This window comes from Actinomycetospora succinea, from assembly GCF_004363095.1.
Classification (GTDB): domain Bacteria; phylum Actinomycetota; class Actinomycetes; order Mycobacteriales; family Pseudonocardiaceae; genus Actinomycetospora; species Actinomycetospora succinea.
The window spans coordinates 158854-171408 of record NZ_SNYO01000005.1; the positions used below are offsets into that span (position 1 = coordinate 158854).

Consider the following 12555-nt stretch of genomic DNA (forward strand, 5'->3'; position numbering starts at 1 on the left):
CGGCCTCACGGATCGAGCAGGAGCCGGGTGAGGCTGTCGGCGAGCCAGGTCTGGAAGTCGTCCGCGCTCCAGCCGTGGTCGACGGTCAGCAGGGCGAACGTGCTCGGATTGGCCAGGGCCGAGTAGGTCGCCGCCGCCCGCTCGGCGGTGAGGTCCGCACGCAACGGGCCGTTGACCAGCAGCATGTCGATGTAGACGGCCTGGACCTCGCGCCGCCGGTCGCGGTCCCGGCGCTCCAGCTCGGCCGCGCCGGTGTCGACCGCGGCGGCGAGCGCGAGGATGTGCTGCACCGGAGCAGCACGTTCGAGCAGGGTCCTGGAGAACTCCGCGAGCAGCCGGACCTGTTCGCGCTGGTCCGAGCGAGCGCGGATGGCGGCGATCGCGGGCAGCTCGAGGATGTCGAGGCCCTGGTCGTTGCCGACCACCGCGGGTTCGAGCACCGCGTTCAGGACGCCCGCCTTGTTCCGGAAGCGGGAGTAGACCGTCTCGACCGCCACGTCGGCCCGATCGGCGATGGCGGTGATGGTGGTGGCGGCGTATCCCGGATCGCCGAACAACTCGGTCGCGGCGCCGACGATCCGGTTCCTGGTCTCCGCGGCCTGCTGCTCCCTCCGGGTGCGCGGCGGACGCTGCCCCTTGACCGACGATGCCATCTCACTACAGTAGCACTGCATTGAAACAGTAACGCTGTACGGGACACCGCCACCGCTGCTCAAGCGGTCGACATCGCCGCCGACAGCGCCGGACTCCTCCTGGAGGCACCCATGTCCGACCTCATCCCGCCGCAGAGTGAGCTCGTGATCGACCCCGCTCGCACGGCAGTGATCAACGTGGACATGCAGCGCTGCTTCGTGGAGAACACACCGCTGGCCGCTCCCGACGGGCCGGAGGTGCTCCGGCGGATCAACAGGCTCGTCGGCGCCTGTCGCGCGGCGGGTGCTCTCGTCGTGCACACCCGCGGCTGGATGCGCCCGGACCGGACCAACGTCGGGGCGGTCATGGACCGGCTCGTCCCACCGTTCATCGTCGCGCTCTACACCGCCGGGACCGACACTGCCGAGCTGCACCCGGATCTCGACGTCGACGAGCGGGACATCGTGCTCGACAAGCCCCGCTACGGCGCCTTCCACGCCACCGAGCTCGAACTGGTGCTGCGCCAACGCGGCATCGACACAGTGATCATCACCGGGATCGCCACCTCGATCTGCTGTGAGACCACGGCCCGAGAGGCCGCCGTCCGCGACTTCCACGTCCTCTTCGCCGACGACGCCACGGGCACCCAGGACATGGCCGGGGTCGACGCCGCCACACTGCACCGGGCGACGTGCGCGAGCCTGAGCATGGTCTTTGCGCGCATCGTCTCCACCGACGAGGTCATCCGGACCGTGACCGACGAGGCCGCGGCGCTCCTCGCTCGGTAGCCCGCCCCCTGGACAGGGTGCTCTGCGACGTCTTGACACGGTCAGCGCAGCGACGCGACGGTGCCCGCGATCACACCGTCGTGAGGAGACCGCCGTGGACGTGTCCGTCGCCTTCCCGACCGCGCTGAGCTCGCCCGACGACATCGCCCTCGCCGACGAGCTGGGCTACGCGCGGGCCTGGGTCTACGACACGCCGCAGCAGAGTCCCGACGTCTGGATGACCCTCGCGCTCGCGGCCGAGCGCACGGAGCGGATCGGGCTCGGGCCCGGTGTCCTCGTGCCGACCCTGCGCCACCCGATGACCAACGCGGCCGCCACCGCGACCCTCGCGGCGCTCGCCCCGGGGCGCGTCGCCGTCGCCTTCGGCACCGGCTTCACCGGCCGTCGCGCGATGGGCTACCGGGCGATCCCGTGGTCGTTCATGGACGCCTACATCCGCACCTACCGGGCCCTGCTGCGCGGCGAGGTCGTCGAGTGGGAGGGCGCGCAGATGCAGATGCTCCACCCCGACGGCCACGCCCCGGCGCGGCCCGTCGAGGTCCCGATCCTCGTCGGGGCGCTCGGGCCGAAGGGCGAGGCGGTGGCGCGCGAGCTCGGCGACGGGCTGTACGTCACCCTCGCGCAGCCCGAGTTCATGTCCGCGTACTCGTGGGTGCCGTACCTGGCGTGGGGCACCGTGCTCGACGACGACGAGGCGCAGGACTCCGACCACGCGAAGGCCACCGCGGGCCCGGGGTGGGCGCTCGCCTACCACGGCGCCTACGAGTTCGGCGGGCCCGACGCCGTGCGCGAGCTGGTCGGGGGCGACGCGTGGATGGACACGGTCGAGAAGGCCTCCGACGGCCGCCGGCACCTCGCCGTGCACGTCGGGCACTGCGTGGACCTCAACGACGCCGACCGCGCGGCCTGGGACGCCGGCGGGCACGCGATGCTGCGCGACGCCACGCTGTCCGGGACCCGCAGCGAGGTCCGCGACCGTCTCGACGAGCTCGCCGGGAACGGCGTCACCGAGATCGTCTTCCAGCCCTGCGGACCCGACACCCGCCGCGAGCTCGAGCGCTTCCACGACGCCGCGACGTCACGCTAGGACCTGCGCTGGTCCCGGAGCTGCGGGGCCACCTCGGCGGCGACGAGGTCGAGGTGGTCGAGGTCCGAGAGGTCGAGGACCTGTAGGTACACCCGCTCCACGCCCGCGCGCTCCCGGAGGCTCCCGAGCTTGTCGACGAGCTCGGCCGGCGTGCCCGCGATCCCGCTGGCGCGCAGCTCGGCCGGGTCGCGGCCGATGGCGGCGGCGCGCCGGGCGACCTCGGCGTCGTCGCGGCCCGCGCAGAGCACCTGGGCGGTCGAGCGGCCCAGGGTCGCGGGGTCGCGGCCGATCTCGCGGCAGGCCGCGTCGGCGCGCTCCTGCCCCGCGACGAGGTCGTCGAGCCCGGCGAACGGCATGTTGAACTCGGTCGCGTAAGTAGCCGCGAGCGCCGGGGTCCGCGCCGGCCCGTTGCCGCCGACGATGATCGGCGGGTGCGGGGTCTGGGCGGGCTTGGGCAGGCCGGGGCTGTCGTCGAACGTGTAGTGCTCGCCGTGGTGGGTGAACTTGACGCCGACCGGCGTGCGCCACGACCCCGTGAGGATCTCCAGCTGCTCGGTGAGCATGCCGAACCGCTCCCTCAGCGAGGGGAACGGGATGCCGTAGGCGCGGTGCTCGGCCTCGTACCACCCGGTGCCGATGCCGAGCTCGACGCGCCCGCCCGACATCTGGTCGACCTGCGCGACCGCGATCCCCAGCGGGCCGGGCATCCGGAACGTCACCGCCGTCATCAGCGTCCCGAGGCGGATGGTGCGCGTCTCACGGGCGAGTGCGGCGAGCGTCACCCAGGCGTCGGTCGGCCCGGGCAGGCCGTTGGCCTCGCCCATGGCGAGGTAGTGGTCCGAGCGGAAGAAGGCGTCGAAGCCGGCGTCCTCCGAAGCCCGGGCGACGCGGAGCAGGTCATCATAGGACGCGCCCTGCTGCGGCTCGGTGAAGATCCGGAGGTCCACACGATCAGGGTAGTCATCCCGTCACCGTCCGAACCGTCCCCCCGGGGGTCGCGTGCGACGACCGCGTGCGCCGTGCGGCGTAGGGTCGACGGCGTGACGGTCGCTCCCGAAGGTCGGAAGATGTTGCGGCTCGAGGTCCGCAACGCCCAGACGCCCATCGAGCGCAAGCCGGAGTGGATCCGGACGCGCGTGGCCACCGGACCCAACTTCACCGAGCTCAAGGGCCTGGTGAAGGGCTCCGGTCTCGCCACCGTGTGCGAGGAAGCCGGCTGCCCGAACATCTTCGAGTGCTGGGAGGACCGCGAGGCCACCTTCCTCATCGGCGGCGAGCAGTGCACCCGTCGGTGCGACTTCTGCCAGATCGACACCGGCAAGCCTTCCCCGCTCGACACGCTCGAGCCGCGCAAGGTCGCCGACTCGGTCCGCCAGATGGGCCTGCGCTACTCCACGATCACCGGCGTCGCGCGCGACGACCTCGACGACGGCGGCTCCTGGCTCTACGCCGAGACCGTGCGCCAGGTGCACGACCTCAACCCGGGCACCGGCGTCGAGCTGCTCATCCCCGACTTCGACGGGCGCGCCGACCAGCTCGGCCCGGTCTTCGACGCCGCCCCCGAGGTGCTCGCGCACAACCTCGAGACCGTCCCGCGCATCTTCCGGCGCATCCGGCCGGGCTTCCGCTACGAGCGCTCCCTCGACGTCATCCGCCAGGCGCGCGACGCCGGGCTGGTGACCAAGTCGAACCTCATCCTCGGTATGGGCGAGACCCCCGAGGAGGTCACCGCCGCCATGCGGGACCTCGTCGACGCCGGCTGCGAGCTGCTCACGCTCACCCAGTACCTGCGCCCCAGCGTGCGCCACCACCCCGTGGAGCGGTGGGTCAAGCCCGAGGAGTTCGTCGAGCACCGCGACGCGGCGATCGCGATGGGCTTCCCCGGCGTCATGGCCGGCCCGCTGGTGCGCTCGTCGTACCGGGCGGGACGCCTGTACGCGCAGGCCAAGCTCGCCCGCGGCGAGGAGCTGCCCGAGGGCATGGCCGAGCTCGCCGAGGAGGGACCGGCCCGTCAGGAGGTCGGCGAGGTCCTGGCGCGCACCAGGAGCTGAACGTCCGGCGACGAACCGTGAGGCCCCCGTAGGGCAGAATGGGCCGCATGGCGAAGCAGGGCTCCGGCGCGGCGAGCAAGGAAGAGAAGAAGGCCGCGAAGCAGGCCGCGAAGGCGGCGCGCCGCGAGCGCTTCAGCCAGATCTGGCAGGCGTTCCAGATGCAGCGCCGCGAGGACAAGCTGCTGCTCCCGCTCATGATCGGCGCGGTCGTCGTCACCGCGCTGGTCCTGTTCGGCATCGGCCTGCTCATCGGCCAGCAGTGGTTCCTGCTGCCCACCGGCGTGCTGCTCGGCATCCTCCTGGCGGTGATCATCTTCGGTCGCCGGGTGCAGAAGAACGTCTACGCGAAGGCCACCGGCCAGCCCGGTGCCGCCGGCTGGGCGCTCGACAACATGCGCGGCCAGTGGCGCGTCACCCAGGCCGTCGCGGGCACCACCCAGCTCGACGCCGTGCACCGCGTCATCGGGCGGCCGGGCGTCGTCCTCGTCGCCGAGGGCGTCCCGCACCGCACGAAGAGCCTGGTCGCCCAGGAGAAGAAGCGGGTCTCGCGCATCATCGGGCAGGTGCCGATCTACGAGGTCCTGGTCGGCGAGGAGGAGGGCCAGGTCCCGCTCTCCAAGCTCCAGCGGCACATGACGAAGCTGCCGCGCAACATCGACAAGAACCAGATGGAGACCGTCGAGAAGCGCCTCGCCGCGCTGGCCAACCGCTCCGGGCCGGCCATGCCCAAGGGCCCGATGCCGCGCAACGCCCAGCAGCTCAAGGGCATGCAGCGCACCGCGCGCCGGCGCTAGCCCGTCACCGCGACCTCACCACGACCGTGCGGCTCGCGCGGTCCTGGATGCCGCGCGAGTCGTGGTCGACGATCAGCGCGGGGATGACGAAGAACACGGACGCCGTGCGCACGAGCGCCCACAGCGGGCCGACGCCCGGCCGCTCGGGGCGGTCGAGGCGCACCACGCGCATGCCCAGCAGCACCATCGCGGGCGTCGCGCCGACCACGGCTACCGGCACGACCATGAGGATCGCCCAGGTCAGCAGGCTCCAGTTCTGCGGCAGCGCCGGGTAGGTGAACAGGGCCGCGAGCACGCCCGCGAGCACGGCGTCGAGCAGGAACTGGGCACCGCGCCGACCCAGCGTGGCCACCGAGCCGGGCCCCTCCTCGGGCAGCCCGAAGCGCTGACCGGGGTAACCCTCCTCGGTGATCTCGGGAGGCGGTGTGCGCTGCGTCTCGGCCGCCTCCGGCGTGGCCGCCGTCGTCCGCCCCTCGCCGCCCGAGCCCTCGAGCCATTCCCGAAACCACGCCACCGTGACAGGCTACGGCGGCCGGGAGCAGGGGCGGTGGGTCGCCGTCCGACCACCCAGCGCTCGTTAACTGCTGTGAAACATGCCGGTGACGACCGAGCAACAGCACCGACCTAGCGTCGGGTTCACCAGGATCGGTCACGGTCGACACCCCCGATCAGTGGGTACTGTGCGGCCCGCTGACGACTCGACCCCCGTCGTCCCCGGCAAGTGTGTGAAGGAGCCACCGAGGGTGTTCAACAACCAGGACGAGGTCTTCAAGTACATCTCCGACGAGGGGGTGAAGTACGTCGACGTCCGTTTCTGCGACCTGCCGGGGCAGATGCAGCACTTCACCGTGCCGGCGTCGGAGTTCGACGAGGACGTGTTCACCACCGGCCTCGCCTTCGACGGCTCGTCGATCACGGGCTTCCAGAGCATCAACGAGTCGGACATGACGCTGCTGCCCGACGTGGCGACGTCGCGGATCGACCCGTTCCGGGCGCAGAAGACGCTGAACGTCAACTTCTTCGTCCACGACCCGCTCACGCTCGAGGCCTACAGCCGCGACCCGCGCAACGTCGCCCGCAAGGCCGAGAAGTTCCTCTCGACCGTCGACGTGGCCGACACCTGCTTCTTCGGCCCCGAGGCCGAGTTCTACATCTTCGACTCGGTCCGCTACGAGTCGAAGGCGAACGGCACGTTCTACGAGGTCGACTCGATCGAGGGCCACTGGAACACCGGCCGCGACGAGCTCGGCGGCAACAAGGGCAACAAGGTCAGCATGAAGGGCGGGTACTTCCCCGTCGAGCCGACCGACCAGAGCTCCGACCTGCGCGCCGCCATCGGCACCAACCTCATGAACTCCGGCTTCGAGCTCGAGAAGCTGCACCACGAGGTCGGCACCGGCGGCCAGGCCGAGATCAACTACAAGTTCAACACCCTGCTGCACGCCGCGGACGACCTGCAGCTGTTCAAGTACATCGTCAAGAACACGGCGTGGCAGGCCGGCAAGTCGGTCACCTTCATGCCGAAGCCGCTCGCCGGCGACAACGGCTCGGGCATGCACTGCCACCAGTCGCTGTTCAAGGGCGGCGAGCCGCTGTTCTACGACGCCAACGGCTACGCGGGCCTGTCGGACCTGGGCCGCCACTACATCGGCGGCATCCTGCACCACGCCCCGAGCCTGGTGGCCTTCACCAACCCGACGGCGAACTCGTACCACCGCCTGGTGCCCGGCTTCGAGGCCCCGATCAACCTGGTCTACTCGAACCGCAACCGCTCGGCGTGCGTGCGCATCCCGATCACCGGTGACAACCCGAAGGCCAAGCGCCTCGAGTTCCGCTGCCCCGACTCCTCGGGCAACCCGTACCTGGCCTTCGCCGCCATGATGATGGCGGGCCTCGACGGCATCCGGAACAAGATCGAGCCGCCGACGCCGGTCGACAAGGACCTCTACGAGCTGCCCCCGGAGGAGGCCGCCGAGATCGCGCAGGTCCCGGCCAGCCTCGACGCCGCGATCAACAACCTCGAGGCCGACCACGACTACCTGCTCGAGGGCGGCGTGTTCACCTCGGACCTCATCGAGAAGTGGGTCGAGCTCAAGCGCGACGACGTGACGGGCCTGCGGCTGCGTCCGCACCCGTACGAGTTCGAGCTGTACTACAACTGCTGACCCGACCAGCGCCGATCGGCCCGGTCACCCTCGTGGGTGGCCGGGCCGTCGTGCGTCTCAGCTCGTCTGCTTGCGGACGCGCAGCACCGCGAGGGTGACGAGGACGATCCCCACGACGCCGACGGCGAAGAGCACGATCCCGGGCACGGGGTTCGGCGTGAACGTGAAGACGAGGCCGGCGACCAGCAGCACGGCGCTGATCACCCAGCCGATCACACAGCCGCGCATCGTGGTGAGACCGAGAGCCGAGAACATGCCCGCCATGCTGGCACGAACCCCGTCACCTCCTCGGTGGTCCGTCGTGTGATCTCTTGTCCGGCACGTCCTCGCGCGGGGACAGGGCGGCCGCGACGACGTACTGGTAGACGTAGCGGATCTCCTCGCCGCGCCGCACCGGCAGGCACACCCAGCCGACCCACTCCCCCGTCGTCGTGCGCCGCCAGGCCAGGAGCTCGCCGGGGACGCGGCTCTGGAGGTCGACGCCCTCGGGCATCGGGCGCACGGGCCGCTCCTGCGGCCGCGGGTAGGCGATCGCGAGGTCGACCCAGACGCGCTTGACCTCGTCGCGCTGCAACGCCCCGGAACGGTCGTTGCGGCGCTGCGCCGGCCCCCGGTCATCGAACACGTGTTCGATCGTCGGTCATCAGCGCCCGACACGCCACCCACACGACCGCGTGTCTCCGGAGATGGCGGTACAGCTCACGGCGCCGGGAAAATTCTCCGGCGGTGGTGTCGAAAGACGTCGTGCGAGTTCGTCGCGTCAGTGAGGGACCGGCACGGAGCCGGTCACCAGACACCCGGAGGCCACGATGTCCGTCACCACCGACACCCCCACCGTCACCACCACCACCGCGCCCGCCGGCCGCGCCCTGCCCCTGGTCCGCGACGGACTGGCGGCCACCGCCGTCGCCGCCGTGGCGACCGCGGCCGTCGCCGCCGCCGGCGAGATCGCGGGGATCGGCGCCGTCGTCGGCGGCGCGCCGATCCCCGCGACCGGGTTCGCCGTGCTCACCGCCGTCTTCTCCGTGGTGGGCGTGCTGCTCGCCCTGGGGATGTCCCGCTGGGCCCGCCGGCCGCGCACGACGTTCGTCCGCACGACGATCGTGCTCACCGTGCTGTCGCTGGTGCCCGACGTGCTCGCCGACGCCTCGGTCACCACGAAGGTCCTGCTGATGCTGACCCACGTCGTCGCCGCTGCCATCGTGATCCCGGCCGTTGCGCGCCGGCTGTCCTGACCGACCGTTCCGCCAGACGAGAGGGGTGCGCCGTGCACTACCTGATGGGTGTCCGGATCGACGAGAGCGAGCTCCCGTACTCCGACGAGGAGATGGAGGCGTCGTTCGCCCGGGTCGGGGCCGTCAACGACGAGATGAAGGCGGCCGGGGTCTGGGTGTTCGGCGGCGGGCTGCGGCCCTCCGACAGCGCCACCGTCGTGCGCGTCGAGAACGGCCGGACGGCCATGACGGACGGCCCGTTCGCCGAGACGAAGGAGCAGCTCGGCGGGTTCTACGTGATCGAGGTCGACGACCTCGACGCCGCGCTGGCCTGGTCGGAGAAGGTCGCGGAGGCCTGCCGCGTGCCGATCGAGGTGCGCCCCTTCGACGGCATCGCCTGAGCTGATCCGATGGTCGAGCTCCGCTCCGCCGCGTCTCCCGACCCGATGGATCTCACGGAGGTCTACCGCGCCGAGTACGGCCGCTGCGTCGCCACCCTGACCCGCCTCCTCGGCGACATCGGGCTCGCCGAGGAGGCCGTCCAGGACGCCTTCGCGGTGGCGATGGAGAAGTGGGACTCGTCCGCCGACGGGCCGCCGCGCAACCCGGGCGCCTGGATCGTCACCACCGCCCGCCACCGGGCCCTCGACCGCTTGCGCCGCGAGTCGACCCGCGAGGCCCGCCACACCCAGGCGCTGTTGCTGCAGACCCCCGACGAGACCGAGGAGGTGGGGCCGGTGCGCGACGACCAGCTCCGCCTGATCTTCACCTGCTGCCACCCGGCGCTCTCGCCGCTCGCGCAGACGGCCCTGACCCTGCGCCTGCTCGGCGGGCTGGAGGTCCCCGAGATCGCGCGGGCCTACGTGGTGCCCGAGGCCACGATCTCCCAACGGATCGTGCGGGCGAAGAAGAAGATCCGCGACGCCGGCATCCCCTACCGCGTGCCCGGGGCCGCCGAGCTCCCCGACCGCCTGGCGCCGGTGCTCACCGTGCTCTACCTCGTGTTCAACGAGGGCTACACGGCCACCTCGGGCGAGCTGGTGCGCACCGACCTCTGCCGCGAGGCCGTCCGGCTGGCGCGGGCGCTCGCCGAGCTGATGCCCGACGAGCCGGAGGTCCTCGGGCTGCTGGCGCTGCTGCTGCTCACCGAGGCCCGCCGACCGGCCCGGGTCGGCCCGTCGGGCGAGCTGGTGGTGCTCGCGGAGCAGGACCGCACGCTCTGGGACCGGGACCTGATCGCCGAGGGCCACGCGCTGGTGCGGCGGTGCCTGCGCCGCGGACAGCCGGGGCCCTACCAGCTGCAGGCCGCCGTCAACGCCGTGCACACCGACGGGCCGGCGACCGACTGGACGCAGGTGCTGGCCCTCTACGACCAGCTGCTCGCGCACACGCCGACCCCGATCGTCGCGCTCAACCGCGCCGTCGCCGTCGCCGAGGTGCACGGACCGGAGGCGGCGCTCGCCGCGGTCGAGGCGCTCGACATCCCGGGCTACCACCTGCTGCCCGCCACCCGCGCCGACCTGCTCGCCCGCCTCGGGCGCACCGCGGACGCCGTCGCCGCCTACGACGAAGCCATCGCCCTGGCCACGAACGACACCGAGCGCGGGTTCCTCACGACGCGACGGGCCGCGCTCGTCCCCTGAGGAAACCCCTGCTCCCACCGGGTATCTCTACGCATACCGGACACGGCTGCGCTTCGTAGTTTCGGTGTCACCGCAGGTCAGACCGCGGACGACACCCAGAGAAGCGAGCCCCCATGACCCGACCGTGGACCCGATCCTGGAACACCGTGCTCGCCGGCGCCGTCGCCGGCACCGCCCTCCTCCTCAGCGCCGGCCCGGCGCACGCCGCCGAGCCGTCCCGGCCCCGCGAGCGCGTCGTCGCCGAGGTGCTGCCGGCCGTCACCTACCTCGAGACCCGGAGCGAGGCCGTCGTGCGCGAGCGCGGCACCGGCCGCGAGATCGGCACCGTGGCGGTCACCGGCAGCTGCTCGGGGGTGGTCGTCTCGAACGACGGGCACATCGCCACCGCCGGCCACTGCGTGCATCCCGACGACATCCGCAACACCATGGCCCGCGACCTCGCCACCCGGCTCGAGGCCCGCGGCGTCGGGCCCCGCGACCGGCTCTACGCCTTCATCCTCATCCGCTACGAGTTCCAGGGGCGCACCCCCGGCACCCCGATCGACCGGACGGTCACCGCGATCCGCGCCGACGGCGGCACGGGGACGCGGATGCCCGCGCGCATCGTCGACGCCGAGCCGAACCGCCGCGGCGACGTCGCCCTGCTCGACGTCGACGGCACCGACCTCCCCGCGGCCACCCTCGCGCCGGCGGGCGAGCTGACGCCGGGCACGCCCGTCACCAGCGTCGGCTACCCCGCCGAGCGCGACCGCGCGCTGGACCCGAGCCGGGACCCGAGCTGGAAGGACGGAACGGTCAGCTCCGTGCAGACGCGCGGCGGGATCCCGTTCGTCGAGGTCAGCGCCGCGATGGCACCGGGGATGAGCGGCGGACCGGCCGTCGACGGCGAGGGGCGCGTGATCGGGCTGAACAGCATGGGCATCGGCGACTCCGGCTCGTTCAACGTCGTCGCGCCCACCTCGACGCTGCGCACGATGCTCGACCGTCACGGGGTGCGGACCGAGCCGGGTCCGGTGGACCTCGCCTACCGCGCCGGGCTCGACCACCGCGTGACCGGCGAGAACGCCGACGCCGTCGCCGCCTTCCGCGAGACCCTGCGCCTGCGTCCGGACCACGGCAGCGCGCAGGACCAGCTGCGGCGGGCCGAGGCCGCGTACGCCGCCGACGGTGACGTCAGCGAGCAGCGGGCGATGGTGTGGGGCATCTCCGGCGGGGCGCTCCTGCTGCTCCTCGTCGTCGGCGCGGCCGTCGCGGTGATCGTGGTGCGGCGCCGGCGTCCGACGGTGCCGGTGGATCCGCCGACCGGCCCGATCCCCCCGCTGACGTGGCCGCACGGGCCCGCTCCGACGCCGCCGGTCGTCTCGCCCTTCGGCACCGCGCCGACCGCCCCGGCCCCGCGGCCGTCGTCGCCCGAGGTGCCGCCGTCGAAGGCCGACACCGTCTGCTGAGCGCGCCCCGGGGGACACGAACGGCGCTCTCGCTGCTTCGCCAGCAGCGAGAGCGCCGTTCGTTCGTCTGCGGGGCGGACGATCGGCGGAGGGCGCCCCGAGTTGGCCGACGCTGTCGGGGGTCGGTGGGACGGTGCGACCATCGCCGCAGCGAGCACCCGGGAGGAGGAGCCGTGGCCGCACCCGAGCCCCAGATCGATCCTTTCGCCCACGACGGTCCGTGGACGGAGGCGGACGTGCTCGCACTCCCCGTCGATCGGCACGTGGAGCTGCTCGACGGGAGCCTCCTCGTCAGTCCGACGAGCTCGAACAGGCACCAGTGGCTCTCCAGCCGCCTGTGGGTCGCCCTCAACGAGGCAGCTCCACCGGACATGCGCGCACTCGAGGCCGTCAACATCCGAGTCGGTACGGACCGACTGCTGATCCCGGACCTGGCGGTCATCCGGCAACCGGACATGTCCGCGCTCGTCACCGACGCCCTCGCCGTGCGCCTCGTCCTCGAGATCGTGAGTCCGAGCAACGCCTTCATGGATCGCGCCGTGAAGCCGCAGCTGTACGCGCAGGCGGGCATCCCCGTCCACGTGCGCGTGGAGCTGGGCACCGACGAGCCGGTCGGCCACGTCCTCGCCCTCGACGAGACGGGCGCCTACCGCGAGACCACGAGCGGGACGACGATCACGCTCGACCGGCCCTACCCGGTGACGATCGACCTCGCGGCTCTCGCCCGATGAC

Annotated in this window: 15 protein-coding genes; 10 read left to right on the forward strand and 5 right to left on the reverse strand. The window is 72.3% G+C overall.

What is annotated here, in order from left to right; all coding sequences use genetic code 11:
• Positions 1–5 precede the first annotated feature (5 nt).
• On the reverse strand, positions 6–653 hold the full coding sequence (locus EV188_RS19305; protein WP_166659971.1) for a TetR/AcrR family transcriptional regulator: 648 nt from the start codon (positions 651–653) through the stop codon (positions 6–8).
• Between the two features lie 111 nt (positions 654–764).
• Here EV188_RS19305 and EV188_RS19310 point away from each other — a divergent pair, with 111 nt between their 5' ends.
• Together EV188_RS19310 and EV188_RS19315 are read left to right on the forward strand one after the other, a co-directional pair.
• The gene (locus EV188_RS19310; RefSeq protein ID WP_133827926.1) at positions 765–1421 is read left to right on the forward strand and encodes a cysteine hydrolase family protein; all 657 of its coding nucleotides are present in this window, start codon (positions 765–767) and stop codon (positions 1419–1421) included.
• A gap of 94 nt (positions 1422–1515) precedes the next feature.
• On the forward strand, positions 1516–2508 hold the full coding sequence (locus EV188_RS19315) for an LLM class flavin-dependent oxidoreductase (protein WP_133827927.1): 993 nt from the start codon (positions 1516–1518) through the stop codon (positions 2506–2508).
• On the opposite strand, the gene EV188_RS19320 is transcribed toward EV188_RS19315, so the two are convergent.
• Positions 2505–3455 carry an LLM class F420-dependent oxidoreductase gene (locus EV188_RS19320; protein ID WP_133827928.1) on the reverse strand — a complete coding sequence of 317 codons (951 nt, stop codon included), beginning with the start codon at positions 3453–3455 and terminating at the stop codon, positions 2505–2507. The two genes, EV188_RS19315 and EV188_RS19320, sit on opposite strands and share 4 nt — an antisense overlap.
• A 93-nt stretch (positions 3456–3548) precedes the next feature.
• Here EV188_RS19320 and lipA point away from each other — a divergent pair, with 93 nt between their 5' ends.
• Together lipA and EV188_RS19330 are read left to right on the forward strand one after the other, a co-directional pair.
• A complete protein-coding gene (gene lipA, locus EV188_RS19325; RefSeq protein WP_133827929.1) occupies positions 3549–4559 on the forward strand; it encodes a lipoyl synthase in 1011 nt (336 codons plus the stop codon).
• Positions 4560–4606: 47 nt separating this feature from the next.
• The gene (locus tag EV188_RS19330) at positions 4607–5353 is read left to right on the forward strand and encodes a DUF4191 domain-containing protein (protein ID WP_208114283.1); all 747 of its coding nucleotides are present in this window, start codon (positions 4607–4609) and stop codon (positions 5351–5353) included.
• A gap of 4 nt (positions 5354–5357) precedes the next feature.
• On the opposite strand, the gene EV188_RS19335 is transcribed toward EV188_RS19330, so the two are convergent.
• Positions 5358–5867 carry an RDD family protein gene (locus tag EV188_RS19335; protein WP_208114284.1) on the reverse strand — a complete coding sequence of 170 codons (510 nt, stop codon included), beginning with the start codon at positions 5865–5867 and terminating at the stop codon, positions 5358–5360.
• 229 nt (positions 5868–6096) lie between these two features.
• Between EV188_RS19335 and glnA the strand changes: the two genes are divergently transcribed.
• Complete coding sequence (gene glnA / locus EV188_RS19340) at positions 6097–7518, forward strand: type I glutamate--ammonia ligase (RefSeq protein ID WP_133827931.1); 1422 nt, start codon at positions 6097–6099, stop codon at positions 7516–7518.
• A gap of 57 nt (positions 7519–7575) precedes the next feature.
• Here glnA and EV188_RS19345 read toward each other — a convergent pair whose 3' ends face one another.
• Both EV188_RS19345 and EV188_RS19350 read right to left on the reverse strand, forming a co-directional pair.
• Positions 7576–7773, reverse strand: a complete 198-nt coding sequence (locus EV188_RS19345; RefSeq protein ID WP_133827932.1) for a hypothetical protein — start codon at positions 7771–7773, stop codon at positions 7576–7578.
• A 25-nt stretch (positions 7774–7798) separates the two neighbouring features.
• Entirely contained in the window at positions 7799–8143 is a 345-nt protein-coding gene (locus EV188_RS19350) for a hypothetical protein (protein ID WP_133827933.1), read from the reverse strand.
• A 184-nt stretch (positions 8144–8327) separates the two neighbouring features.
• Between EV188_RS19350 and EV188_RS19355 the strand changes: the two genes are divergently transcribed.
• The 5 genes from EV188_RS19355 to EV188_RS19375 all read left to right on the forward strand — a co-directional run bounded on the left by EV188_RS19355 (position 8328) and on the right by EV188_RS19375 (position 12554).
• The gene (locus tag EV188_RS19355) at positions 8328–8753 is read left to right on the forward strand and encodes a DUF6069 family protein (RefSeq protein ID WP_243741834.1); all 426 of its coding nucleotides are present in this window, start codon (positions 8328–8330) and stop codon (positions 8751–8753) included.
• 32 nt (positions 8754–8785) lie between these two features.
• Positions 8786–9133 (forward strand): YciI family protein, encoded by a 348-nt coding sequence (locus EV188_RS19360; RefSeq protein WP_243741835.1) that lies wholly within the window; start codon positions 8786–8788, stop codon positions 9131–9133.
• Between the two features lie 45 nt (positions 9134–9178).
• Positions 9179–10375 (forward strand): RNA polymerase sigma factor, encoded by a 1197-nt coding sequence (locus EV188_RS19365; protein ID WP_133827934.1) that lies wholly within the window; start codon positions 9179–9181, stop codon positions 10373–10375.
• 113 nt (positions 10376–10488) lie between these two features.
• Positions 10489–11823: a S1 family peptidase gene (locus tag EV188_RS19370; RefSeq protein WP_133827935.1), complete on the forward strand. Its 1335-nt coding sequence runs from the start codon at positions 10489–10491 to the stop codon at positions 11821–11823.
• Between the two features lie 173 nt (positions 11824–11996).
• The gene (locus EV188_RS19375) at positions 11997–12554 is read left to right on the forward strand and encodes a Uma2 family endonuclease (protein WP_208114285.1); all 558 of its coding nucleotides are present in this window, start codon (positions 11997–11999) and stop codon (positions 12552–12554) included.
• Position 12555: the final 1 nt, after the last annotated feature.

Excerpts from the sequence above, each read along its gene's own strand:
- EV188_RS19305 (WP_166659971.1), bottom strand. The coding sequence starts at position 653 with ATGGCATCGTCGGTCAAGGGGCAGCGTCCGCCGCGCACCCGGAGGGAG.
- EV188_RS19310 (WP_133827926.1), top strand. The coding sequence starts at position 765 with ATGTCCGACCTCATCCCGCCGCAGAGTGAGCTCGTGATCGACCCCGCT.
- EV188_RS19330 (WP_208114283.1), top strand. The coding sequence starts at position 4,607 with ATGGCGAAGCAGGGCTCCGGCGCGGCGAGCAAGGAAGAGAAGAAGGCC.
- EV188_RS19345 (WP_133827932.1), bottom strand. The coding sequence starts at position 7,773 with ATGTTCTCGGCTCTCGGTCTCACCACGATGCGCGGCTGTGTGATCGGC.
- EV188_RS19355 (WP_243741834.1), top strand. The coding sequence starts at position 8,328 with ATGTCCGTCACCACCGACACCCCCACCGTCACCACCACCACCGCGCCC.
- EV188_RS19365 (WP_133827934.1), top strand. The coding sequence starts at position 9,179 with ATGGATCTCACGGAGGTCTACCGCGCCGAGTACGGCCGCTGCGTCGCC.
- EV188_RS19370 (WP_133827935.1), top strand. The coding sequence starts at position 10,489 with ATGACCCGACCGTGGACCCGATCCTGGAACACCGTGCTCGCCGGCGCC.